Here is a 20,918-nt window from a genome sequence, read left to right as displayed (position 1 = left end):
TACCAAGATCTCCGTCGTTCCCGCCCTTCGGAAGGTCGATCCCGAATGGCGGTTACTGAGGGCTCGCCGGCGAATTCGGTCGCGCCGACGACGGCGGGCTGACCGACGCGGCGCCGTCGCAGGAGAGCGGGCCGTCACGCGGAGGGGCGTCCACCAGGGCGAGCCGTCACGCGGACGGGCGGCGACCAGGGCAGGCGGTCACCCGGACGGGCGTCCACCAGATCGAGTCATCACGCCAGGTGCGCGGCTCGGGACGCGGCGTCGCGGTCGCGGCGGATGCGCGCGGCCACCTCGTGCATCGTCCGGCTGAACAGCTCCGCCTGGTCGGGCAGGCCGCCGAGGCGGGCGGCGAGCGCGTCGGTGTCCGCCCGGGCGGAGTCGCTGACCTGGGCATCCAGCTCGCTCAGCGCGTCGTTGACGGCGTCGACCAGGTGTGCACAGAGGACCTCGAGCGGCACGTCGGCCAGCTCCGGATCGACGACGACGGAGTGCAACCGGCCACCCTGGACGGCGACCGCCCGGACCCGGCCGCCGGCGGCGACGCCCTCGGCCCGGAGCAGTTCGCCGGGTTCGCCGTCGGCGAGCACACAGGACCGGGACCGCATCGCGGCCAGCGCCTGCTGCGTGCGGGTCAGCAGCTCGTCGAGGCTCGCGGCGGCCGAGAACGCATCGTTGGTCATATCCGCGCTTTCTTCACGTCTTAGCCGAGCCTCGTGACCATAGCAACCGGCGGCGGCGGAACCTCGTCACCCGCCGCGTCGATCCGGTCGCCGGGGCCGGGAGCAGGACGGACGCCCAGCACCCCCGGCGTGTCGCGCGACGCCGAGCGCCCAGCCGGATGGTCCCGGCGACCTGGTTCGGCACCCGCCACGCCCGGACGCCACATGGCCGGGCGTTCGGCGTCGTCCGTCGGCCGGCACGGCTCCGGGAACCGCGGGACGCCGTCCGGACCATCGGGACGGCGTCCCGCAGCGGGGATCAGCGCAGGCGCAGCCGCTGGCCCGGGAAGATCAGGCCGGCGTCCGCGCCGACGACGGCCCGGTTGAGCGTGTGCAGGGCGCGCCAACCGCCGGCGACGTGCTTCGCGGCGGCGATCTCGGACAGCGTGTCGCCGGGCCGCACCAGGTAGGCGCCGGTGGCCGGCGCGCTGCGCCGCTCGCCGCCCGACGGGCGCGGGGAGGTGGCCTTCTTCGTGGACGCGGTCGAGTCCGATCCCGCGCCGACGTGGGTTCGGCTCGATCCGGCCTTCCTGCCGGTCGACCCGCCCTTCCTGCCGCAGACGGGCCAGGCGCCGATGCCCTGTCCGTCGAGCACCCGCTCCGCGACGGCGATCTGCTCGGCGCGGCTGGCCAGGTCGGCCCGGGCGGCGTACCTCTGGCCACCGTGGCCGTTCCAGGTGCCGCGGGAGAACTGGAGCCCGCCGTAGTAGCCGTTCCCGGTGTTGATGTGCCAGTTGCCACCGGACTCGCAGCGGGCGACGGCGTCCCAGTTGACGCCCGCGGCGGCGGCCGGCGCGGCCGGCCCGAACAGGGTCGCGGCACCGGCGACGAGCGCGCCGACGACGGTACGGCGACGCCGGGCTGAGTATGCAGTTGACATGTGGATTCCTCCACGCCGACGAGGTGAGCTGTCGGGTTCGGGCCGAGGAGCCCGGCCGCCGGTGGCGGCTTCACCCCGAGGTGACGTGCACCGTGGAACGTGTGGGTCCCCCGCTCCCGCCCGAGGTTCGGTTACCACCGGGCCGGTGGCGGGATTAGGCGTTACCGGCCCGCGGTGTCCGCGAATGCGAACGGACTTGACGCTAGGGACGAATTACGCCAACAACCCACTTCTTGGAACGTTCTTCACCCGGCGGGGTGACCGCGTCCATGGTGGCGGGTCCGCCGCCCACCGGCCGGCGGTGCGGCTACCGTGGGCGGGACCGGGCAAGATCGCGCGAGGAGCGGGGCGGATGACCGACCACGGACACGAGCTGGCATTCGGCGGCTTCCTCACCCCCGCCGCCGGTCGCCCCGACCAGGTGGTGGCGCTGGCCACGCTCTGCGAGCAGGCCGGGCTCGACCTGGTCACCTTCCAGGACCACCCCTACCAGCCGGGTTTCCTGGACACCTGGACGCTGATGTCGTACGTGGCCGCCGCCACCGACCGGATCGGACTGGCCGGCAACGTGCTCAACCTGCCGCTGCGCCAACCGGTGGTGCTGGCCCGCAGTGTGGCCAGCCTGGACCTGCTCACCGGCGGCCGGGTCGAGCTGGGGTTGGGCGCGGGCGCGTTCTGGGACGCGATCGAGGCGGCCGGCGGGCGGCGGCTCTCCCCCGGCGCGGCCGTCGACGCGCTCGACGAGGCGATCCAGGTCGTCCGCGAGGTGTGGGACACCGGGCGGCGCGGCATGATCCGGGTGGACGGGGAGCACTACCGGGTGGTCGGGGCGAAGCGTGGGCCGGCGCCGGCGCACCCGGTGGGCATCTGGGTCGGCGCGTACAAGCCCCGGATGCTGCGGCTGGTCGGGCGGGCCGCGGACGGCTGGCTGCCGTCGCTGGCGTACCTGTCGAAGGGGCCGGACGACCTGCCGGCGCTGAACGCGCTCGTCAACGAGGGAGCGGAAGCCGCCGGGCGCGATCCGGGCGCGGTCCGCCGGATGCTCAACGTCACCGGCACGTTCGCCCGCTCGTCCACCGGCTTCCTGGCCGGGCCGCCGGAGCAGTGGGTCGAGGAGTTGGCCGGCCTCACCCTGGAGCACGGCGTCACCACGTTCGTCCTCGGCAGTGACGAGCCGCGCGCCATCCAGCTCTTCGCCCAGGAGGTGGCGCCGGCGGTCCGGGAGCTGGTCGCCGCCGAGCGCACCACGCCCGGCAGCGGGGCCCGCGCCGTGGTCGAGGAGCAGGCCGCCGCCGGCGGTCCGAGCACGCTCGCGGTCACCCCCACCCCCGATCCCGGGGTACGGCTGAGCGCCCGCCGCCTCTGGGACGAGACGACCCGTCCGACCGCCCCGCCGCCACCGGCCGGGCACGTCTACCCCGCCCGCGCGCAGGCCGCCGGGCAGCACCTGGTGGACGTGCACGACCACCTGCGGCAGGAGCTGGCCCAGGTGCGCGACCTGCTGGAGCAGGTCAGGCGCGGGGCGGTGTCACCGGGTGGCGCGCGGGCCGCGCTGAACGCGATGACCATGCGGCAGAACGACTGGACGCTTGGCGCCTACTGCGCCGCGTACTGCACGGTGGTGACGCAGCACCACGGCCTGGAGGGCGCCTCGGTCTTCCCGCACCTGCGCCGCGCCGACGCCTCGCTGGCCCCGGTGCTGGACCGCCTGGAGCAGGAGCACGTGGTGATCCACGGCGTGGTGGAGAGCGTCGACCGGGCGTTGGTGGAGCTGGTCGCCTCCCCCGGCGACTTCACCGGTCTCCAGGAGGCGGTGGACCTGCTCACCGACACGCTGCTGTCGCACCTGTCCTACGAGGAGCACCAGATCGTCGAGCCGCTGGCCCGGCACGGCTTCTTCCCCGACCAGCTCTGAGTTGGGCGGGGGCCCTTCCTATCGCGTACGCGATAGGAAGGGCCCCCGCCTTTCACCGCTAGAGGTTGCGGGCGAGACGGTCGGCGAGGATGCGGGTGAAGCGGGCCGGGTCGGCCAGCTCGCCGCCCTCGGCCAGCAGCGCCATGCCGTACAGCAGCTCGGCGGTCTCGGTCAGCGCGGCGGGGTCGCCGCCCTCGCCGTGCGCCTTGCGCAGGCCGGTGACCAGCGGGTGGGTCGGGTTCAGCTCCAGGATCCGCTTGACCCGGGGCACCTCCTGGCCCATCGCCCGGTACATCTTCTCCAGCGTCGGCGTCATGTCCTGCGCGTCACCCACCACGCAGGCCGGCGACGTGGTGAGCCGGGTGGACAGGCGCACCTCCTTGACGCTGTCGGTGAGCGCGCCGCCGAGGAAGGTGAGCAGGTCGGCGTACTCCTGCCGCTCGGCCTCGGCCTTCTCCTTCTCCTCCTCGGTCTCCAGGTCGACCTGACCCTTGGCCACCGAGCGCAGCGTCTTGGAGTCGTACGCGCCGACCCGCTCGACCCACACCTCGTCCACCGGGTCGGTGAGGATCAGCACCTCGTAGCCCTTGGCCCGGAACGCCTCCAGGTGCGGGGAGTTCTCGATGGTGGCCCGGTTCTCGCCGGTGGCGTAGTAGATCTCGGTCTGCCCGTCCTTCATCCGCTCCACGTAGGCGCGCAGCGTGGTCGGCTCGGCCGGGTCGTGGGTGGACCCGGCACGGACCAGGTCGAGCAGCGCCTCGGTGTTGTCCGGGTCCTCCAGCAGGCCCTCCTTGACCACCGGCCCGAACTCGGTCCAGAACGTGCGGTACGACTCGGCGGACATGTCCTTGAGCGTGCCGAGCACCTTCTTGACCAGCCGCCGGCGCACCGCCCGGATCTGCCGGTCCTGCTGGAGGATCTCCCGGGAGATGTTCAGCGACAGGTCGTGCGCGTCCACCACGCCCTTCACGAAGCGCAGGTAGTTGGGGATCAGCGCCTCGCAGTCGTCCATGATGAAGACGCGCTTGACGTAGAGCTGCACGCCGCGGCGGCCCTGCGGGGAGAACAGGTCGAGCGGGGCGTGCGAGGGCAGGAAGAGCAGCGCCTCGTACTCGAAGGTGCCCTCGCCGCGCATGTGGATGGTTTCGAGGGGGTCGGCCCAGTCGTGCGCGACGTGCCGGTAGAACTCCTTGTACTCGGCCTCGTCCACCTCGTCCCGCGAGCGCGCCCAGAGCGCCTTCATCGAGTTGAGCGTCTGCTCCTCGCGGGCGGTGGCGCCGTCCTCGCCGGGCTTGTCGACGGTCATCCGGATCGGCCAGGCGATGAAGTCGGAGTATCGCTTGACGATCTCCCGGACGGTCCACTCGGCGGTGTAGTCGTGCAGGTTGTCGTCGGCGTCGGCGGGCTTGAGGTGCAGGGTGACCGAGGTGCCCTGCGGCGCGTCCTCGACCTCCCGCACGGAGTAGGTGCCCTCGCCGTCGGACTCCCACCGGGTGCCGCCGGTCTGCCCGGCGCGGCGGGTCAGCAGGGTCACCCGGTCGGCGACCATGAAGGTGGCGTAGAAGCCGACGCCGAACTGGCCGATCAACTCCTGCGAGGCGGCGGCGTCCTTCGTCTCGCGCAGCTTGCGCAGCAGTTCGGCGGTGCCGGACTTGGCGATGGTGCCGATCAGCGCGACCACCTCGTCGCGGGACATGCCGATGCCGTTGTCCCGGACGGTGAGCGTGCGGGCGTCGCGGTCGACCTCCAGCTCGATGTGCAGGTCGGACGTGTCGACCGGCAGGTCCTTGTCGACCAGCGACTCCAGCCGCAGCTTGTCCAGCGCGTCGGACGCGTTGGAGATCAGTTCACGCAGGAAGACGTCCTTGTTCGAGTAGATCGAGTGCACCATCAGCTGCAGTAGCTGACGCGCCTCGGCCTGGAACTCCAACGTCTCGACCCGGTCGCTCACACCGACTCCCTTCACCGTGGCGGGGCCTACGGCGGAAAGGATACGAGGGGTGACCGGGGCGGCACGCACCGGCCGCCCGGGAAGACTGGTCCAACCAGTTGACGGGTTGATGTGTCGGGGGCCACACTGCTGCCCATGGCCTTCGTCCCCGTCCCCCGCGCCTCGGTCTCCGACCACGTCTTCGGCCAGCTCCGCGACGCGATCGTGTCCGGCCGCCACCGGCCGGACGAGAACCTGCCCGGCGAGCGGGAGCTGGCCGCCGCGTTCGCGGTGAACCGGCACGCGGTCCGGGAGGCGTTGCGCCGGCTGCAACAGCTCGGCCTGGTCCGCGTGAGCCAGGGCGGCGCGACCCGGGTGCTCGACTGGCGGGTGCACGCCGGCCTGGACCTGGCGTTGTCGCTGGCCCGCTCCGGCGACGTACTCCCGGTCGAGACGCTGGTGCGCGACATGCTGGAGATGCGGGCCTGCGTCGGGGTCGACGCGGCCCGGCTCTGCGCGGAGCGCGCCGACGCCGCCGCCGTCGCCGCGCTGGTCCGGGCCGCCGAGGAGTACGGCACGCTCGCGCCCGACCTGGACCGGATGGCCGAGGCGAACATCCGCATCTGGCGACTGGTGGTGCGCGGCAGCGGCAACACCGCCTACCAGCTCGCCTTCAACAGCCTGGTGGCCGGCACGTTCGCGGTCGGCGACGTCCCCCCGGACGCCCGCGCCGCCGAGCTGCTCGACGTGGCCGGGCACCGCCGGCTCGCCGCCGCGATCGCGTCCGGCCAGGGCGCGGCGGCCGCCCGGCACGCCCGGGCGCTGCTGACCGCCCCGGTCACCACCCCCACCCCCACCACCACCGGAAGGGAAGCGCGCGCATGATCCCCGCCGTGCTGTACGCCGTCCCGGCGTTCCTGCTGCTGATCGTCATCGAGGCGGTCTCCTATCGCTTCCTGCCCGACGACGACGAGCGTGGCTACGAGCTGCGCGACACCACCACCAGCCTGTCCATGGGGCTGGGCAGCCAGGTCATCGGCTTCCCGTGGAAGCTGCTGACGGTCGGGCTCTACGCGGCGCTGTGGACGGTCGCGCCGGTGCACCTCTCCCCCGGCGACTGGTGGACCTGGGCGATCGTCTTCTTCGCCGACGACCTGGCCTACTACTGGTTCCACCGGTCGCACCACGAGGTGCGTGTGCTGTGGGCGAGCCACGTGGTGCACCACTCCAGCGTCCACTACAACCTCTCCACCGCGCTGCGGCAGAGCTGGACGCCGATGACCTCGCTGCCGTTCTGGCTGCCGCTGGCGCTGCTCGGCATCCCGCCGTGGATGATCTTCCTCCAGCAGTCGATCAGCCTGCTCTACCAGTTCTTCCTGCACACCGAGCGGGTCGGCAAGCTGCCCCGGCCGATCGAGTGGGTCTTCAACACGCCGTCGCACCACCGGGTGCACCACGGCTCCAACACCGAATACCTGGACCGCAACTACGGCGGCATCCTCATCGTGTGGGACCGGCTGTTCGGCAGCTTCGCGCCCGAGGGGGCCGCCGTGCGCTACGGGCTGACGAAGAACATCCAGACGTACAACCCGCTGCGGGTGGCCACCCACGAGTTCGCCGCAATCCTCTCCGACGTGCGCCGGGCCACCTGCTGGCGGCACCGGCTCGGCTACCTGCTCGGCCGTCCCGGCTGGCAGCCGGCCCGGTGAGGCGCCTCTGGCTCGCCCTGTTCGGGCTCGTCGCGGCCGTCGAGCTGGTCGCGGTGGCGGTCGACTCGACGGTGCTCCAGTGGCTGGCCAAGCCGCTGCTGGCGCCGGTGCTGCTGGCGTACCTCCTGACGCACCGACGCCGGGCGGACGCGGTGGCCGCCGGCCTGGTCGCGGCCACCGCCGGCGACGTGGCCCTGCTCGTGCCGGGCCGGACCGCGTTCCTGGTCGGCATGGGGTTCTTCCTCCTCGCGCAGCTCGCCTTCCTGACCGGCTTCCTCCGTCGGGGTCGCCCGCCGGCGCCCGCGTGGGCCGGCTACCTGCTCGCCTGGGCGGCCGGCAACGCGCTGCTGTGGGGCGCGCTGGGACCGTTGCGGCTGCCGGTGCTCGGCTACAGCCTGGCGCTGTGCCTGATGGCCGCCGCCGCGGCCGGGGTGTCGGCGCGGGTCGCGGCCGGCGGCGCGTTCTTCCTCGTCTCCGACCTGCTCATCGGCGTGGGCGCGGCCGGCACCGCGCTGCCCGGCGCGGGCCTGCTGGTGATGGGCACCTACTGCGCCGCACTGCTGCTGATCACCACCGGCTGGGTGGCCGCCCACGCCGGCGCCGCCCGCGAGCCGGAGGTGGTGCACGCCTGAGCGGCGCGGGTGGCGGTGTGCGGGAGTCGCACACCGCCACCCGTTCACTTTCGCAAGAAGTCGGAAATTCTTTCTTATCAAGACTGCCCACTTGCAACTCTTGAAAGGACTTCCACGTCTGTCTAGCGTGGTCCGCGCCACCGCCGCCCCCTGGAGCATCCGCTACCGGAAGGACGACCATGCGACGCACCCTGCGCGCCCTGCTCACCACGTTCGCCCTGCTCGCCGCCGCGCTCGCCGCGCCGGCCGCGGCGCACGCCTCGCCGCCGCCCCCGCAGGAGCTGGGCGGGCTCGACCTCGGCGCCTACTGCCGGTCGCTCGGGGCGGCCGACGCGGCGCTGACCGGCGCGACCGCGTACGACTGGCACTGCCGGGGCGGCGACGGGCGCCTCGGCGATCTCGCCCTCGACGCGGCGTGTCGGTGGACCTACCGGACCGACGCGGCGGTGGACCGCATCGGCGACTTCTACGACCCGACCTCGGTGCGCTGCTGGCGGGTCCGCCCCGAGGTGGTGACGCCGGACTTCACGCTCTGGTGCCAGCTCACCGGCAACTCGACCGCCGAACTGCGCGGCGACACCGTCTACGGCTGGCGCTGCGTGCGCTACAGCCGCGCCGGGGTCACCTACTCCGACATCGACGTGCTCGCCGCCTGCCGGGAGACCACCTTCGGGTACGCGACGGTGGAGCGCTTCGTCCGCTTCGGCGACCCGTACTCCTGGCAGTGCCGCCTCTGACCCTCCCCACCACGCCCGCCGGCGCCGGCAGCCAGCCGGCGCCGGCGGGTATTCTGCCGGCGTGGCCAGGGAGAACGGGCGCAAGGCGATCGCCTCGAACAAGAAGGCGCGGCACGACTACGACGTCCTCAAGACCTACGAGGCCGGCATCGTGCTGGCCGGCACCGAGGTGAAGTCGCTGCGTGAGGGGCGGGTGTCGCTGGTCGACGCGTTCGCCCAGGAGCGCGACGGCGAGATCTGGCTCTACGGGCTGCACATCGCCGAGTACGGCTTCGGCACCTGGACCAACCACGCGCCCCGGCGCACCCGCAAGCTGCTGCTGCACCGGGTGGAGATCGCCCGGATCCTGGAGAAGCTGCGCGACGGCGGGGTCACGCTGGTGCCGCTGTCGATGTACTTCGCCGACGGCTGGGCCAAGGTCGAGCTGGGCCTGGCCCGGGGCCGGCGTTCCTACGACAAGCGCCAGGCGCTCGCCGAGCGGGACGCCAAGCGGGAGATCGCCCGGGAGATGGGCCGTCGGCTCAAGGGCCGGGCGGCGACCCGCCGCTCCTGACGCCCCGGCGGGTCGCGGTCAGCTCCTGACCGCTACCTCCGGCAGGCTGGCCGGGAACCGACAGAGGGAGGGCCGCGATGGGCCTCGACGTGCAATTCACCTTCGACTGCGCCGACCCGGCGAAGCTGGCCGCGTTCTGGGCCGAGGCGCTCGACTACCGGGTGCAGGGGCCGCCGGACGGCTTCGACTCGTGGGAGCAGGCGCTGACCGCGTTCGGCGTGCCGCCGGAGCGGCACAACGACGCCTCGGCCGTGGTCGACCCCGAGGGTGCCGGGCCACGGCTGTTCTTCCAGCGGGTGCCGGAGCCCAAGCGGGTCAAGAACCGGGTGCATCTCGACGTGCGGGCCGCGCCGGGGCTGACCGGGGACGCCCGGATGGCGGCGCTGGAGGAGGCAGCCGACCGCCTCGTCGCGCGCGGCGCGAGCCGCGTGGCCCGCCACGAGCCCGCTCCCCCGCTCGGCGCCGGGCACCTGATCATGACCGACCCGGAGGGCAACGAGTTCTGCCTGGACTGACCCCGACAACAACAAGACTCCTTGTACTTCACTTCTTGTCCGTCTAGCCTCACCCCATGGCGGACGAGTCGAACCACGTGCACCTGACCGACCCCCGCGCCATGCGCGCACTGGCCCATCCCACCCGGCTGCGGCTGCTCGGCGAGCTGCGCCTGCGCGGCCCGCAGACGGTGGGGATGCTCAGCGAACGCACCGGCGAGGCGGTCGGCTCGGTGAGCTGGCACATCGGCAAGCTGGCCGAGCACGGCTTCGTGGCCGAGGCGCCCGACCTGGCCCGCGACCGCCGCGAACGGTGGTGGCGGGCGGCGCACGCCACCACCGACTGGGACCCGGTCGAGCTGCTCGACGACCCGGAGCGGCGGCTCGCCGGCGACCTGCTGCGACGCGCCGCGATGGAGCGCTACGTGGCCCGCTACCAGGCCTACCTGGAGTCCGAGGCGAGCCTCGACCTGGCCTGGGTGCGCGGCACCACCAGCAGCGACACGGTGCTGCACCTGACCCCCGACGAGTTGGGCGAGCTGCGCGACGAGCTGTCCGAGCTGGGCCGGCGGTGGCAGGCGCGCGGCGCGCCCGGGCGGCCCGGCGCGGAGATGGTGACGCTGATCTGGCAGGCCTACCGGGGGCCGCAGTGACCCGCGACCGCCGGCCCCTGGCCGGGCTGCTGATCGGGCACGCCGTCTCGCTGACCGGCAACGTGCTGACCCTCATCGCGCTGCCGCTCTACGTGCTGGCCGAGACCGGCTCGCCGGCGGCCACCGGGCTGGCCGGCGCGTTCGCCACCGCGCCGGTGGTGCTGGGCGGCGCGTTCGGCGGCGTGCTCGTCGACCGGATCGGCTACCGCCGCTCCAGCGTGCTGGCCGACGTGGTCTCCGGCGTGACCGTCGCCGCCGTACCCCTGTTGCACGCCACGGTCGGCCTGCCGTTCCCGGCGCTGCTGGCGCTGGTCTTCGTCAGCGGGCTGCTGGACACGCCCGGTCAGACCGCCCGCACCGCGCTGCTGCCGGAGGCGGCGGCCGCGGCCGGGGTGCCGATCGAGCGGGCGGTCGGCTGGGCGGAGGCCACCTCGCGGGGCGCCCGCATGATCGGCGCGCCGGTGGCCGGCCTGCTGGTCGGCGTGCTGGGCGCGCTGCCGGTGCTGGCCGTGGACGCGGCGACGTTCGTCGTCTCGGCGGTGGTGGTGGCGCTGCTGGTGCCGCGCGGCCTGCGCCCGTCCACCGAGGACGACGAGGTGGAGACCGGCGGCTACTGGCGGCAGTTCGCCGCCGGGCTGCGCTTCCTGGTCCGGGAGCCGCTGCTGCGCGCCATGGTGCTGCTGGTGCTGGTCACCAACCTGTTCGACGCGGCCAAGAGCAACGTGCTGCTGCCGGTCGTCGCCGACCGCGAACTCGGCGGACCGGCCGCGTTCGGCCTGCTGGTCGGCGTGATGGGCGGCGGCGCGCTGATCGGCTCGCTGGTGTTCAGCGCGATCGGGCACCGGCTGCCGCGCCGGGCCACGTTCGTCACCGCGTTCGCGATCTGCGGCGCGCCACCGCTGTGGACACTCGCCGCCGCGCCGCCGCTGCCGGTGGTGGTCGCGGTCGTCGCGGTGGCCGGGCTGGCCGCCGGCGCGCTCAACCCGCTGATGGGCGCGGTGGAGCTGGAGCGGGTGCCGGCATCCATGCGGGCCCGGGTGTACGGCGTGATCGGCGCCGGCGCCTGGGCGGCGATGCCACTCGGGGCGCTCGGCGCCGGGCTGGCCGCCGACCGGTTCGGCCCCGCGTCCACGTTGGTCGTCATGGGCGCCTGCTACCTGCTGGTGGTGCTCACGCCGCTGCTGGGCGGGCCGTGGCGCACGATGGGCCGCCCGGTTCCGGCGACGCGCCGGCCGGAGCCGGAGGAAGCGCTCTCTTGACAGCGGGGTGGCTTCGTTCATACCTTCATCGAAGCCTATCTTTATAGTTTGTTTACCGTTCGGTGGGGCCGGCCGCCCGACGGTGGACGGACCCACCACCGCAGGAGGCACCCGTGCGCAGCATCCGAACCGTCGCCGCCCTGGCGACGGCGGCGGTCGGCCTCACCGCCGCCCTCACCACCGTCCCGAGCACCCCAGCGGTGGCCGCCCCCGGCGCGGTCACCTGGTCCGACGACTTCAACGGCCCGGCCGGCGCCGCCCCCGACGCGAGCAAGTGGCGCTACGACATCGGCGGCGGCGGTTGGGGCAACAACGAGCTGCAGTACTACACCAACAGCACCCGCAACGCCGCGCTCGACGGCAACGGCAACCTCGTCATCACCGCCCGCAAGGAGAACCCGGCCGGCTACGGCTGCTGGTACGGAAGCTGCCAGTACACCTCGGCCCGGCTGCTCACCAACGGCACGTTCGCCCAGGCGTACGGCCGGTTCGAGGCCCGCATCAAGATCCCGCGCGGGCAGGGGCTGTGGCCGGCGTTCTGGATGCTCGGCAACGACATCGGCAGCAACCCGTGGCCCAACAGCGGCGAGATCGACATCATGGAGAACGTCGGCTACGCGCCGTCCACCGTGTGGGGCACCCTGCACGGTCCGGGCTACTCCGGTGCCAACGGCATCGGCGCGTCCACGTCGCTGCCCGGCGGGCAGGCCCTCGCCGACGCGTTCCACACGTTCGCCGTGGACTGGGCGCCGGACTCGATCACCTGGTACCTCGACGGCGTGGCGTACTCCCGCAAGACGCCGGCCGACGCGGGCGGCAACCGCTGGGTCTTCGACCACCCGTTCTTCATGATCATGAACGTGGCTGTCGGCGGCAACTGGCCCGGCTCGCCGGACGGGAGCACCACGTTCCCGCAGACCATGACCGTCGACTACGTCCGGGTGCAGGCCTGGGACACCGGCGGCGGGGGCACCGGCGGGCCGATCGTCGGATACGGCAACAAGTGCGTCGACGTGGCCAGCGCGAACACCGCCAACGGCACCCCCGTGCAGCTCTGGACCTGCAACGGCACCGCCGCGCAGCGCTGGACGTGGAACGCCGACGGCTCGGTACGCGCGCTCGGCAAGTGCCTCGACGTGGCGTCCGGATCGACCGCCAACGGCGCCAAGGTGCAGCTCTACGACTGCAACGGCACCGGCGCGCAGAAGTGGGTCTTCAGCGCCGCCGGCGACATCGTGAACCCGCAGGCCAACAAGTGCCTGGACGCCACCGGGAACAGCTCGGCCGACGGCACCCGGCTGCAGATCTGGGAGTGCGGCGGCACCGCCAACCAGAAGTGGCGCCGCTGACCGTCAGGTGAGCCGGGGCGGGCGGCACTCACCGCCCGCCCCGGCCCCTCGCCCAGCCGACGAACCGCCGGTAGCGATCCCGCAGGCCCGGCACCGCCAGGTCGGCCGGGACGGGACGTGCTCCCGGCTCACCGCAGCCTCAGCGCGACCGCGCGCGCCTCCTCGTCGCTCAACGGCAGGAACCACAGGAACCGCCGTACGATCTCCGGCGGCTGCGGCCCGCCGGGACGCCCGCGCAGGTCACGGATCGCCCGCCGGGTCAACCGGACGAACTCCGGCAACAGCTCCGCCCGTCGCGCCGCGTCCGTCGGCGCGGACGTCCACGCCGGACACGGCCAGTCCGCGCCGCAGCCGTCGCAGACCCAGGCCGGACCGGCCGTCGAGTGCAGGGCGGTCGTCGCCGGCACCGTCCGCGACCCGGCCGGCTCCCCGGTGGGTACGTCCGGCCGCTCGACGCGCGTCTGGTCCTCCGCCATCGGACACCCCTCCGTCGCTCGGCGCACCGTCCACCAGAACCCTGCCGACCGTTGCGGACCCATCACACTGCGTTGCAGGATGGCGTCGGGATGATCGGGACGTTCGAGGGGGACTTCGGGATGAACCGTGCCGTGGCGGCGGCGATGTCCGAGGCCGGGCACACCGCCGAGAGCCTGGCCGAGCGGGTCGGTGTCGACCCGAAGACCGCGGCCCGCTGGGCGAGCCAGGGCCGGATCCCGCAGACCCGGCACCGCGCCCAGGTCGCCGAACTGCTCGGCCGGGACGCCGCCGAGTTGTGGCCGGACGCGCTCAAGCGCCGCGAACCCGCGTGGTTCCGCCCCTGGGCCGACATCGAACGCGAGGCACTGTCGCTCCGGACCTTCCAACTGGCCTGGATCCCCGGCCTGCTGCAGACGGAGGCCTACGCCCGGGCGACACTGGCGGGAGAGGCGTTGTCGGAGGCCGAGATCGCCGGCCTGGCCTCTGCCCGCATCGCCCGCCACGCCATCCTGCGTCGAGACCGCCCTCCGCTCCTGATCGCGGTCATCGACGAGTCCGTCCTCGGGCGAACCGCCGGCGATGACCGGGAGTTGATGGCCGAGCAGCTCGGCTACCTGGTGGAGTGCGCGACGCTGTCCGCGGTCCAGGTCTACGTCGTGCCGAGGTCGGCCGGCATGTATCCCGGGCTCGGCGGACCGTTCACCCTGGCCGAGTTGCCGGACGGCGGACGGGTCGCGCACGTGGACAGTCAGGCCCAGGCTCAGATCATCGAGAAAGCTGAGGACATTGCTACCCTGGAGCGGCGCTGGGAGCGGCTGCGCGGCGAGGCGCTGTCCAGGGCACACTCCCTCGACGTCATCAGAGAAGCGGCGCGTTCATGGGCATGACCGGTGCGCGGTGGCGCAAGAGCACGAAGAGCGGCAACAACGGCGGCGACTGCGTCGAGGTGGCCGACAACCTGACCTCGGTGGTCGGCGTGCGTGACTCGAAGGATCCGCGCGGGCCGGTCCTCGTGTTCGGGGCACCGGCCTGGCGGGCGTTCGTCGCGCACCTCGCGCGCCGGCGCTGACGCCGATGAGCGGGTACGCGCCGGAGCCCATCGACACCGCGCGGCTGGTCCTGCTGCCGCTGGCCGTCGCGCACGCCGACGAGATGGCCGTCGTGCTCGCCGACCCGGCGTTGCACACCTTCATCGGCGGCGAGCCGGCCGCGACGGCCGCGTTGCGCGCCCGCTACGAGCGGCTGGTGGCCGGCTCGCCCGACCCCGCCGAGTCGTGGTGCAACTGGGTGATCCGGCTCCGCGACGACGGCCGGCTGGCCGGCTTCGTCCAGGCCACTGTGACCGCAGCCGAAGGCCCGGCACGACACGCCGACACGGCGGGCGCCCGCGCGGTCGGGCACCGGCACCTCGACGACGCGACGCCGGTCGAAGCCGGGCCGGTCGCGGAGATCGCCTGGGTGGTGGGCACACCGTGGCAGGGGCGCGGAATCGCCACCGAGGCCGCCCGGGGCATGACCGGCTGGTTGGGACGGCGCGGTGTGCGTACCCTCGTGGCCCACGTCCATCCCGACCACCGCGCGTCGGCGGCGGTGGCCACCGCCTGCGGCCTCTCCCCCACCGACACCTGGCACGACGGCGAAGTGCGCTGGACCGGCCCGGCCACTCCCTGAGCCCGCGTCGATCTTGGAGTTGTGGCACCTCCGATAACTGTCTGAAGACGACATCTCCGGCGCCACAACTCCAAGATCGGCGACGGAAAGGGCGGGCGGGGCGAGGCGGGGCGGGGGCGGGGTCAGAAGGGGGCGTCTACCGCCAGGCGGCGGACCTGGGTGAGGTAGGGGTCGAGTTCGCCGACCTCGAAGCGGCAGGTGCCGATGACGTGCCAGAACTGGCCGCCCGGGTCGCCGTCGAGCTTGTAGCGGCCGTCGGGGCTCACCGCCGCCCAACCGTCCGGCAGGCCGATCAGGGTCGTGCGCAACTGCGCGTGCTCCGGGTCCGCCACGTCCCACAGCCGGACCGTGCCGTCGTCGCCGGCGCTGGCCAGCAGGCTGCTGTCCGGACTGAAGTGCACCGACCACACCCGCCGGGTGTGCGCGGCGAGCGTGCCGTGCCGGCGCCCGGTGACCGGGTCCCAGAGCCGGATCACCAGGTCGTCGCCAGCGGTGGCGAGCAGGTTGCCGTCCGGGCTGAACGCGCACGACCAGAGCCGCCCGACGTGCTCGGTGAGCACGGCGCGCCGCTCGCCGGTGGCCACGTCCCAGATCGCCGCCGTGCCGTCGTTGCCGGCGCTGGCCAGCAGCGTCCCCTCGCTGTTGAACCCGACCGAGTAGACCCGGTCGGTGTGGTGCTCCAGGGTCAGCCGGCAGGTGGCCGTGGCCGCGTCCCAGAGCCGGACCATCTGGTCGTCGCAGCCGGTGGCGATGGTCTCGCCGTCCGGGCTGAACGCCACCGTGCGCACCCGACCCCGGTGCGGGGTGAGCGTGGCGAAGTGCCGGCCGGTGCGGCGGTACCACAGGCGGACCGTGTCGTCGTCGTTCGCGGTCGCCAGGGCGTCGCCGTCCGGGCTGAACGCGACCGCCCAGACGTGGTCGGTGTCCACGTTGAGTTCCCGCTCGTCGGCGCCGGTGTCGGTGTTCCACAGGTGCACGCCGCCGTCGCCGCTGGGCGCGGCCACCAGCGGCTCGTCCGGGCAGAACACCACCGAGAGCAGGCGGTCGGCCGGGCTGGCGAGCTGCCGCAGCAGGCGGCCGGTACGCGGCTCCCAGAGCCGGATCACGCCGTCGTTGCCGCAGGCCGCCAACACCTCCCCGTCGTCGCGGAAGGAGAGCGCGGTGACCCGCCGGCCGTGCCCGCGCAGCGTCTGCTGGAGCTGCCCGGTGCGCACGTCCCACAGTCGGGTGGTGCCGTCGTTGCTGCTGGTCGCCACCTGGTTCTGGTCCGGCCGCCAGACCACCGGCCAGACCGAGCCGCGGTGCCGGGTCAGCTCGTGCCGCAGTTGACCGTCGTCGGTGTCCCAGAGCTGGATCGCGCCGTCGCTGGCGGCGGTGGCGAGCAGGCTGCCGTCGCCGTTGAACCGGACGCTGTAGATCGCGCCGCGCTGCCGGCCCAGCACCCGCACCGGGCGGCCGGTCTCCGTCTCCCACAACCGCAGCGCCCCGTGCGTGTCACCGGTGGCCATCAGCGTGCCGTCCGGGTGGATGTCGAGGGCGTACACGTCGGCCTCGTGACCGCGCGGCTGGCGCAGCAGCTCGCCGTCGGTGGCCCGGCGGATCCACACCCGGCCGTGCTGCCCGACGGCGGCCAGCAGCCGCCCGTCCGGCGAGTGCACCACCCGGTAGACCACCTCCGGCTCGCGCACCTCGAACGCGAGCCGGCCGGTGTGGATGTCCCAGCCGCGCACCGTGCCGGCGCTGTCCGCCACCACCACCCGCCGGCCGTCCGGGCTGAACGAGGTGCCCCAAATCGGCGCGTCGTGCCCGGGCCACTCGTGGCGCAGCCGGGCGGTGCGGGTGTCGAAGAGCCGCACCACGCCGGCCGCGTCGCCGACCACCAGCCGACCCCGGCGCCCGTCGGTGAGCAGCGGCCACACCCAGCCCGCGAAGACGTCCTCGATGACGTGCCGCACGTCGCCGTGGTCGGCGTCCCACAGCCGTACGGTCAGGTCGGCCGCGCCGGTGACGAGCTGGTGCGAGGCGTCGTCGTAGCGGACCGCGTAGACCCGGGACCGGTGGCCCTGGAGGGTCCGCACCGGCAGCCCGGTGGCCGTGTCGCAGAGCAGCACACCGCCGTCGTCGCTGCCCACCGCCAGCACCGCGCCGTCCGGGCTGTAGGCGACCGGCACCGGCAGCCGGCCCACCTCGAAGCCGTAGCCCACGCCCACCGCGGGCGGGGCCAGGCCCGGCGCCACCGGCCGGCCCGGCGCGACGACGGCGCCGCGCAGCTCCGGGGCACGCAGCAACGTCGGGTCGGCGCTCACGTCAATCAGGGCGGTGCGGTGCCAACTGCTGCCGGTGATCCGCGCCCCGCGCAGGTCGGCCCGGAACAGCCGGGCGCCGGCCAGCTCCGCGTCGCGCAGGTCCGCGCCGGCGAGGCGGGCCTGGTCCAGGCGGGCCCCCCGCAGCCGGGCGTGCTCCAGCCGCGCCTCGGTCAGGTTCGTGGCCACCAGCCGGGTGTCGGTCAGGTCCGCGCCGGTCAGGTCGGCGCCGGCCAGCTCCCGGTGCGACAGGTCCTCGCCGCGCAGCACCGCGCCGCGCAGATCGGCCCGGTCGGGCAGGCGCAGCCGGGCGCTGAGCCGCAGCGCGTTGGCGCGCAGCGTCTCGCCCGCCGACTCGTCGCCGAGCACCCGCGCCGTCCACGCCGTGCACCGGGCCGGGTCGGCGAGGTCGCCGAGAAACTCCACGGCCAGCGCGGACAGCGACCGCACCGCCAGCGCCGCCGGCTCCTCGCCCCGGTTGAGCTGGTCGGCGACCCCCTCCGCGACCAGCCACTCCATCACCGAGGTGTGGATGAAGCCGAACAGCCCGTCGTCGGTGCGGACCAGCAGGCTGCCGGCGCCGACCGCGTGGGTGGCCTGCGGCCCGGACAGCCGCGAGTCGGCCCGCCCGGCGAGCTGGCCGGTGGACTCGGCCAACTCGGCCAACCGGAGGTAGGACTCGCCGCTCTCCCAGAGCTGGAACGCCAGCCGGCTCACCGCCTGCCACATCTCCGGCCGGCGCAGGCTGACCGGGGCGCCCGGGATGCCCTGGGTGCGCCGCTCCTCGAAGTCCAGCCAGGACTCCAGGATCTCCCGGTAGAGCGCGGCGGCGCTGAACGTGCCGCCGGCCCCGGCCACCGCCGCCAACCGCCCCTCGTCCAGGTTGGCGATGAAGCCGAGCATGCGCGGGTTGCGGGAGAGGCCGAGCAGGTCCTTGACCCCGCCGAGCAGGCTCATCCGCTCCCGCGCGGCCTGCTCGTCGCCGCCGTAGCGGTTGCGCAGGAACGTCTCGATCTGGCCGGGGGTGAAGTCCTCCACCGCCAGCACCCGCCGGTGCGGCAGCAGGCCGACGCGCTCGCCCAGCGCGGTCAGCACCTGCGAGTTGGTCTTGAAGTGCTGGGTCCGGCTGCTCACCACGATCTTCGCCGCGCCCTCGGCGGCCTGGAGCAGCGTCTCCAGGTGGTCGGCCGCCCGGTCGTAGGTCACCCGGGCCACCAGCTCGTCGAACCCGTCGAAGAGCAGCACGATGCGACCCTGCCGCAGCATGTAGCGGAACGCCTTGAGGTCGATCACCTGCTCGCCGTGGTTGGCCAGGTGCGCGGCGACCAGACCGTCGACGGAGTGCGCCTTGTCCAACGCGCGCAGCTCCACCAGGATCGGGATCAGGTCGGGCGCGGCGGTGGGCAGCCGGCGGGCCACCTCGCGCAACGCGAACGTCTTGCCCCGGCCGAAGTCGCCGAGCACCAGCACGAACCGGCCGTCCGGAGCCGAGACGGTCTCCAGCAGCTCGTCCACCACGTCCTCGCGGACCCGCTGGTCGGCGCCGACCAGGTGCCGGTAGCGCTGCGGCACGTACTGCCCGGGTGGGTAGAGCCGGTCGGCCTGCAGCCGGGCGGTCTGCGCGGCGACGTAGTCGCGCAGGTCGAGCAGGCCCTGGAACTCGGTCAGGTGCAGCACCCGCACGCCGCGCCGCTGCGCCTCCTCGGCCAGCCCGCGCGGCACCCGGTCGCCGTCGTAGACCAGCTCGGAGGCGATGTCCGGGTCGGTGGCGTGCACCCGGCGGGCGAACCGGTCCACGTCGTCCGGACCGGGCGTGCCCACGTGCGCGCCGACCCGCTGCTGCCGGACCACCCCGTCGGAGCGGTAGCTGACGTAGAGGTGCGGCGGGTCGGCCTCCACCCGGCGCACCACCACCCGGTCGTAGCGGGCCTCGCACACCTCGGCGAGCCGGTCGAGCAGCCGCTCCACCGGCGCCACCGGCGTGCCGGCGGCGACCGCGGCCTCGCCCTGGGTGGCGCCCTCGACCACGGCGGGACGGCGCGGGTCGGGCACCTGCGCCGGGCCGGACGCGCCGAACGTCGCGTCGGCGCGGGGCCACGCCACCGCGGTCGACTCGCCGACGTCGAGGCGGTCGTCGCGGCCGAGCACCCAGCGGGTCATCCCGTCCCCGCCGAGGCGCAGCACCTGGGCCCGGCCGTCGCGCGGGGCGGCGGCCAGCGGCACCACCGGGTCGGCCCGGCCGGCCGGCGCGGCGTCGGAGAGCAGCAGGTTGAGCATCGGGCCGACCAGCCGGTTGACCGAGCCGCGGTCGCGCAGCGACACCCGGTCCGGCGGGGCCTCGTCGGCGTACGGGCTGCGCGGGCCGGGCGCGTGCGCCATCGCGCCCAGCCGCAGCCAGCCGGACTGCTGGTAGTGGCGCAGCCGCTGGGCGAACCAGCTCGACTGCGCCTCGCCGAGGAAGCCGTAGCGGTCCTCCTCGCGGTGGGTGATGGCGATGGTGGAGTTCAGCCCGGCCACCACCACCCGCAGGTCGGGCACGCCGAACAGGGTCCACGGCTGCTCGCTGTCGAAGATCCGGTCCTCCAGGCCCTGGAACAGGTCGTCGAAGAGGCGCGCGTAGTGCCGCCACTTCGGCCAGTAGGGCGGCTGCGGGTCCACGTCGTCGGCCTCGCAGGTGGCGAAGTAGGCCCGGCAGGCGGCCATCGTCACGTCGCGCGGGCCGGGCACCACGACCAGGCGGTGCGGCTCCAGGCCGAGCAGCACCCGCAGCCCGGTGAGGAAGCTCAGCGCGTCGGAGAACTCGCGCGGGCTGCCCGACTCGGTCAGGTTGCCGGCCACCACCAGCAGGTCCGGCCGGGGCACCCCGTCGTTCATCAGCAGCGTCAGGTCACCCATCAGGTGCTCCTGCAGCTCGCCGGGGGTGACCGGGGCGCCGGGCTCGATCACGCCCCGACCGAAGCGGGGCCCGCCGACCTGGAGCACGGTGACCGTGTCGCGGGCCGTCGGCGGCGCGGTCGCGGCGGGCGGGAACGGCGGCGGGTTGATCGGGGTACGCCGGGGGCGGCGCTGCGCGGGCGCGCCGGCGACGGGCGCGCCCAGCACGTCGGCGGGGTCGTCGAGGTGCAGCGGGAACACCGGCTGGCGCATCGGCTTGGCCCGGCCGTCGAGGGTCTCCCGGATCCGGTTGAGCACCCGGGCGCGCGCCTGGGCGGGATCGTCCACACCGACCAGGTCGACGTAGGTGATGGTGGCGAGCAGGCCGTCGATCGGGCAGTCCTCCACCCGCACGGTGACCAGCTTGTTGCCGGTGCCGTCGGGGTCGGCGCGCAGCGCCGCCTGCCACTCCAGCTTGCCGTACGTCGAGTGCAGGTAGCGTTCGGACAGCACCGCCACCACCACCTCGGCCTCGCGGACCCCGCGGTCCATGAAGTCGATGAAGTTGGTGCCGGCGACGAAGTCCCACGCCTGCAGCAGGGTGCGGTAGCCGGCGGCCTCGAACTCCCACGCCAGCCACGTCGCCCACCGTTCGTCGGCGGGCGAGTAGCTGATGAAGAAGTCGATGGGGCGGTCGGACCGGGTGGGGTGCGCGCCTACAGCCACCTGGTCATTATGACCACCGACGGTCAACAGATCGACA

Annotated in this window: 18 protein-coding genes and 1 riboswitch; of the genes, 13 read left to right on the top strand and 5 right to left on the bottom strand. The window is 73.9% G+C overall.

What is annotated here, in order from left to right:
• Positions 1-230 precede the first annotated feature (230 nt).
• Entirely contained in the window at positions 231-680 is a 450-nt protein-coding gene (locus H1D33_RS08570; RefSeq protein ID WP_181568580.1) for a YbaB/EbfC family nucleoid-associated protein, read from the bottom strand.
• A 298-nt stretch (positions 681-978) separates the two neighbouring features.
• Complete coding sequence (locus H1D33_RS08565; protein WP_181568581.1) at positions 979-1,599, bottom strand: LysM peptidoglycan-binding domain-containing protein; 621 nt, start codon at positions 1,597-1,599, stop codon at positions 979-981.
• Positions 1,598-1,742: riboswitch (cyclic di-AMP (ydaO/yuaA leader) on the bottom strand. (Overlaps the previous gene by 2 nt.)
• 209 nt (positions 1,743-1,951) lie before the next feature.
• On the opposite strand from H1D33_RS08565, the gene H1D33_RS08560 reads away from it, so the two are divergent.
• Positions 1,952-3,514, top strand: a complete 1,563-nt coding sequence (locus tag H1D33_RS08560) for an LLM class flavin-dependent oxidoreductase (RefSeq protein ID WP_181568582.1) — start codon at positions 1,952-1,954, stop codon at positions 3,512-3,514.
• A 58-nt stretch (positions 3,515-3,572) separates the two neighbouring features.
• Here the strand turns inward: H1D33_RS08560 and htpG are convergent, their stop codons facing one another.
• Positions 3,573-5,465 carry a molecular chaperone HtpG gene (htpG, locus tag H1D33_RS08555; RefSeq protein ID WP_181568583.1) on the bottom strand — a complete coding sequence of 631 codons (1,893 nt, stop codon included), beginning with the start codon at positions 5,463-5,465 and terminating at the stop codon, positions 3,573-3,575.
• 135 nt (positions 5,466-5,600) lie between these two features.
• On the opposite strand from htpG, the gene H1D33_RS08550 reads away from it, so the two are divergent.
• The 9 genes from H1D33_RS08550 (at position 5,601) to H1D33_RS08510 (ending at position 12,830) form a co-directional block, all read left to right on the top strand.
• Positions 5,601-6,329 (top strand): FadR/GntR family transcriptional regulator, encoded by a 729-nt coding sequence (locus H1D33_RS08550; protein WP_307755373.1) that lies wholly within the window; start codon positions 5,601-5,603, stop codon positions 6,327-6,329.
• Complete coding sequence (locus tag H1D33_RS08545) at positions 6,326-7,153, top strand: sterol desaturase family protein (RefSeq protein ID WP_181568584.1); 828 nt, start codon at positions 6,326-6,328, stop codon at positions 7,151-7,153. Before H1D33_RS08550 ends, H1D33_RS08545 begins: the two co-directional genes overlap by 4 nt.
• Positions 7,150-7,785, top strand: a complete 636-nt coding sequence (locus H1D33_RS08540) for a lysoplasmalogenase (protein ID WP_181572824.1) — start codon at positions 7,150-7,152, stop codon at positions 7,783-7,785. The genes H1D33_RS08545 and H1D33_RS08540 overlap by 4 nt, the downstream gene beginning before the upstream one ends.
• A gap of 179 nt (positions 7,786-7,964) precedes the next feature.
• Positions 7,965-8,522 carry a hypothetical protein gene (locus H1D33_RS08535; protein ID WP_181568585.1) on the top strand — a complete coding sequence of 186 codons (558 nt, stop codon included), beginning with the start codon at positions 7,965-7,967 and terminating at the stop codon, positions 8,520-8,522.
• Between the two features lie 61 nt (positions 8,523-8,583).
• Positions 8,584-9,075, top strand: coding sequence for an SsrA-binding protein SmpB (gene smpB, locus H1D33_RS08530; RefSeq protein WP_181568586.1), 492 nt, complete (start codon positions 8,584-8,586; stop codon positions 9,073-9,075).
• A gap of 77 nt (positions 9,076-9,152) precedes the next feature.
• Positions 9,153-9,590, top strand: a complete 438-nt coding sequence (locus H1D33_RS08525; RefSeq protein ID WP_181568587.1) for a VOC family protein — start codon at positions 9,153-9,155, stop codon at positions 9,588-9,590.
• A 56-nt stretch (positions 9,591-9,646) separates the two neighbouring features.
• Positions 9,647-10,222, top strand: a complete 576-nt coding sequence (locus H1D33_RS08520; protein ID WP_181568588.1) for an ArsR/SmtB family transcription factor — start codon at positions 9,647-9,649, stop codon at positions 10,220-10,222.
• On the top strand, positions 10,219-11,481 hold the full coding sequence (locus tag H1D33_RS08515; protein ID WP_181568589.1) for an MFS transporter: 1,263 nt from the start codon (positions 10,219-10,221) through the stop codon (positions 11,479-11,481). The genes H1D33_RS08520 and H1D33_RS08515 overlap by 4 nt, the downstream gene beginning before the upstream one ends.
• A 113-nt stretch (positions 11,482-11,594) precedes the next feature.
• Positions 11,595-12,830: a glycoside hydrolase family 16 protein gene (locus tag H1D33_RS08510; RefSeq protein ID WP_181568590.1), complete on the top strand. Its 1,236-nt coding sequence runs from the start codon at positions 11,595-11,597 to the stop codon at positions 12,828-12,830.
• Between the two features lie 128 nt (positions 12,831-12,958).
• Here H1D33_RS08510 and H1D33_RS08505 read toward each other — a convergent pair whose 3' ends face one another.
• Positions 12,959-13,306, bottom strand: a complete 348-nt coding sequence (locus H1D33_RS08505; protein WP_246411531.1) for a hypothetical protein — start codon at positions 13,304-13,306, stop codon at positions 12,959-12,961.
• 120 nt (positions 13,307-13,426) lie between these two features.
• Here H1D33_RS08505 and H1D33_RS08500 point away from each other — a divergent pair, with 120 nt between their 5' ends.
• The 3 genes from H1D33_RS08500 to H1D33_RS08490 are packed head-to-tail and all read left to right on the top strand — an operon-like array spanning position 13,427 to position 14,978.
• Entirely contained in the window at positions 13,427-14,194 is a 768-nt protein-coding gene (locus tag H1D33_RS08500) for a Scr1 family TA system antitoxin-like transcriptional regulator (RefSeq protein WP_181572826.1), read from the top strand.
• Positions 14,185-14,376 (top strand): DUF397 domain-containing protein, encoded by a 192-nt coding sequence (locus H1D33_RS08495; protein ID WP_181568591.1) that lies wholly within the window; start codon positions 14,185-14,187, stop codon positions 14,374-14,376. Before H1D33_RS08500 ends, H1D33_RS08495 begins: the two co-directional genes overlap by 10 nt.
• Before the next feature lie 5 nt (positions 14,377-14,381).
• Positions 14,382-14,978 (top strand): GNAT family N-acetyltransferase, encoded by a 597-nt coding sequence (locus H1D33_RS08490; RefSeq protein WP_181572827.1) that lies wholly within the window; start codon positions 14,382-14,384, stop codon positions 14,976-14,978.
• A gap of 122 nt (positions 14,979-15,100) precedes the next feature.
• Here H1D33_RS08490 and H1D33_RS08485 read toward each other — a convergent pair whose 3' ends face one another.
• Entirely contained in the window at positions 15,101-20,881 is a 5,781-nt protein-coding gene (locus H1D33_RS08485) for a WD40 domain-containing protein (protein WP_307755372.1), read from the bottom strand.
• Positions 20,882-20,918: the final 37 nt, after the last annotated feature.

Origin of the sequence: Micromonospora ferruginea, assembly GCF_013694245.2 — a bacterium.
Classification (GTDB): domain Bacteria; phylum Actinomycetota; class Actinomycetes; order Mycobacteriales; family Micromonosporaceae; genus Micromonospora; species Micromonospora robiginosa.
This window is presented reverse-complemented; position numbering and strand designations above follow the sequence as displayed.

Coding starts and splice junctions, on each gene's coding strand:
- H1D33_RS08570 (WP_181568580.1), bottom strand. CDS start 680: ATGACCAACGATGCGTTCTCGGCCGCCGCGAGCCTCGACGAGCTGCTG.
- H1D33_RS08565 (WP_181568581.1), bottom strand. CDS start 1,599: ATGTCAACTGCATACTCAGCCCGGCGTCGCCGTACCGTCGTCGGCGCG.
- H1D33_RS08560 (WP_181568582.1), top strand. CDS start 1,952: ATGACCGACCACGGACACGAGCTGGCATTCGGCGGCTTCCTCACCCCC.
- H1D33_RS08550 (WP_307755373.1), top strand. CDS start 5,601: ATGGCCTTCGTCCCCGTCCCCCGCGCCTCGGTCTCCGACCACGTCTTC.
- H1D33_RS08545 (WP_181568584.1), top strand. CDS start 6,326: ATGATCCCCGCCGTGCTGTACGCCGTCCCGGCGTTCCTGCTGCTGATC.
- H1D33_RS08535 (WP_181568585.1), top strand. CDS start 7,965: ATGCGACGCACCCTGCGCGCCCTGCTCACCACGTTCGCCCTGCTCGCC.
- H1D33_RS08525 (WP_181568587.1), top strand. CDS start 9,153: ATGGGCCTCGACGTGCAATTCACCTTCGACTGCGCCGACCCGGCGAAG.
- H1D33_RS08520 (WP_181568588.1), top strand. CDS start 9,647: ATGGCGGACGAGTCGAACCACGTGCACCTGACCGACCCCCGCGCCATG.
- H1D33_RS08505 (WP_246411531.1), bottom strand. CDS start 13,306: ATGGCGGAGGACCAGACGCGCGTCGAGCGGCCGGACGTACCCACCGGG.
- H1D33_RS08500 (WP_181572826.1), top strand. CDS start 13,427: ATGAACCGTGCCGTGGCGGCGGCGATGTCCGAGGCCGGGCACACCGCC.
- H1D33_RS08495 (WP_181568591.1), top strand. CDS start 14,185: ATGGGCATGACCGGTGCGCGGTGGCGCAAGAGCACGAAGAGCGGCAAC.
- H1D33_RS08490 (WP_181572827.1), top strand. CDS start 14,382: ATGAGCGGGTACGCGCCGGAGCCCATCGACACCGCGCGGCTGGTCCTG.